The sequence below is a fragment of the Nitrosomonas eutropha genome, from assembly GCF_003201195.1.
GTDB lineage: Bacteria > Pseudomonadota > Gammaproteobacteria > Burkholderiales > Nitrosomonadaceae > Nitrosomonas > Nitrosomonas eutropha.
The window spans coordinates 1-1979 of record NZ_QICQ01000077.1; the positions used below are offsets into that span (position 1 = coordinate 1).

Sequence of the window (1979 nt, forward strand, 5' to 3'; positions counted from 1 at the left end):
ACAGCCAAAACCAAAAACTGTGGAAGCCGGATGACTACTTTGACAATGGCGTTCAAACTGATGGAAGTGGCGCAGAAGAAATGGTTCCGACTAAGGGGCTATAAATTGTTAGCGGATGTTATGCAGGGCGTCAAATTCGTTAACGGCGTTAAACAAAATGGAGATCGAAAACAGGTAGCCGCTTGATTCTCTATACACCAGATTTGACAATAGCTCGAAGAAAAGTTGTTATCACAAATGATCAAATCAATTGCACGGAGTCAATGCACATCAATTAAACGTAGCATCAATTTTCTAATATAAATTACTTGACTGATTGACGACCTGGAGATTTACATATGGATTTAGAGATTTTTAATTTTAGCGTTTCACCTTGGGAAATTCTGATTAGAGGATCTTTAATGTACTGGGCTCTTTTCATTATTTTTAGATTTATTCTACGTAGAAACGTCGGCGCAATGGAAGTAAGTGATGTTCTTTTCATAGTCATCGTATCTGATGCTGCTCAAAACGCCATGAGTGGTAGTGCGACCAATATTGCAGATGGATTACTATTAGTAAGTACCTTAGTATTCTGGAATCTTCTACTCGACTACTTGAGTTTCAGATTTTTATTTCTCAGAAAATTTATCGTTTCACCTCCTATAATTCTTATTAACGATGGCGTTTTGCAATGGAAAAATATGAGAAAACAATTTATTACCAAAGATGAATTGAATGCCAGAATGAGAGAAGAGGGATTAGAAGAAATAGCTCTCGTAAAAGAGATGCGACTGGAAAGTAATGGAGAAATTAGTGTCATAAAAGCAAACTAAGAAAAAAATGATTTTGGTTCGTTCTGTACTTTGACGTTTACAATGAAATTCGAGGGTATTGCAATAAAATCATCTCTTCTCTCAAAACAGCTAGTTTATAATCCATGTGCTCCGTATTTAAAGATACTCAACTGTTTTTTCTAAATTGGCTCTTTTAACCTGATCGGTACTAATCTTGGCATCACATTCGAGACAAGGGATAGAGTCTTCTTTGCAATATGCTAGCGGCCGATCAAACTCTTTCTTACATTTTGGGCATATAAATTTAATAATTTTCTCATTTGCCATATCCTGCTTCTCCTAATGAATTTGCACCATAAAATAGCGAAGGCCTATAAAAGGTGAGTTAAAGTACATAATATGTTCCTGATCTTTTCTGGTCACTAAATATGCTTATAAATCAAATTTTAAAGCATCGTCTATGTTTGTATTTGTTGAACAAAGATAGCGACATATCTGTGGTAGAGAAGAATTAAAATCCACTGCATTTGTTCCTATGACTAAAATATTTTTATAAATTAGTTCTTAATTGCTGCCACAAATAAGCTCAATATCCAGATAACGAAAGCAATTGTCAATGCCAAAGCGCTCAACAGCACCAAAATAAATAAGATGTTTTCTGCTGTGGATTTACGGTAAACCTGCGTAGGTTGTTGCTGGTAGTTATTTAATAGAATCAGGTTTCGTTTATTTGCTTTCCATACAAAATCAAACGCATCACCAGCTACAGGGATAGCTCCTACCACGGCATCAATCATCAGGTTAATGAGCATTCTTCCCAATACCATTCTAGGAAGCCCTAATTGATGAGCTTGAAAAATAATGAGGCTAGATAGCGCACTGCTTATAAAATCACCAACACCAGGGATTAAGCTGATAAAACCATCCCAACCGATCTTATAGCCATTGGGAAGTGTGATGCTTTCATCCAAGAACCAACCCATCCGCTCAACAAAACTCGTTCCTGTTTTCATTGCACTACTTTCCTCTCACGTTAATAACTTGTAAGGCCAAAATAGGGACAATAAGCCATAATTCAAGAGAGCATTCTAGAATTGAATCATTCCCCTAACGTGGTCAAGTAAAATCGGACACCTCAGTTAAGCTGCTTTTATCGATTTTGCTGCTTCTGCTTCATATTGATTCGGACTTTTGTAATCCAGG

Annotated in this window: 2 protein-coding genes and 1 pseudogene; 2 read left to right on the plus strand and 1 reads right to left on the minus strand. The window is 36.5% G+C overall.

Annotated features, from left to right (window positions below):
• A pseudogene (locus C8R14_RS13210) lies at positions 1–186 on the plus strand (IS256 family transposase); the annotation flags it as partial.
• Between the two features lie 152 nt (positions 187–338).
• Complete coding sequence (locus C8R14_RS13215) at positions 339–815, plus strand: DUF421 domain-containing protein (RefSeq protein ID WP_011634378.1); 477 nt, start codon at positions 339–341, stop codon at positions 813–815.
• 518 nt (positions 816–1333) lie between these two features.
• On the opposite strand, the gene C8R14_RS13220 is transcribed toward C8R14_RS13215, so the two are convergent.
• Positions 1334–1789 (minus strand): DUF4112 domain-containing protein, encoded by a 456-nt coding sequence (locus C8R14_RS13220; protein ID WP_011634379.1) that lies wholly within the window; start codon positions 1787–1789, stop codon positions 1334–1336.
• Between the last annotated feature and the right edge of the window lie 190 nt (positions 1790–1979).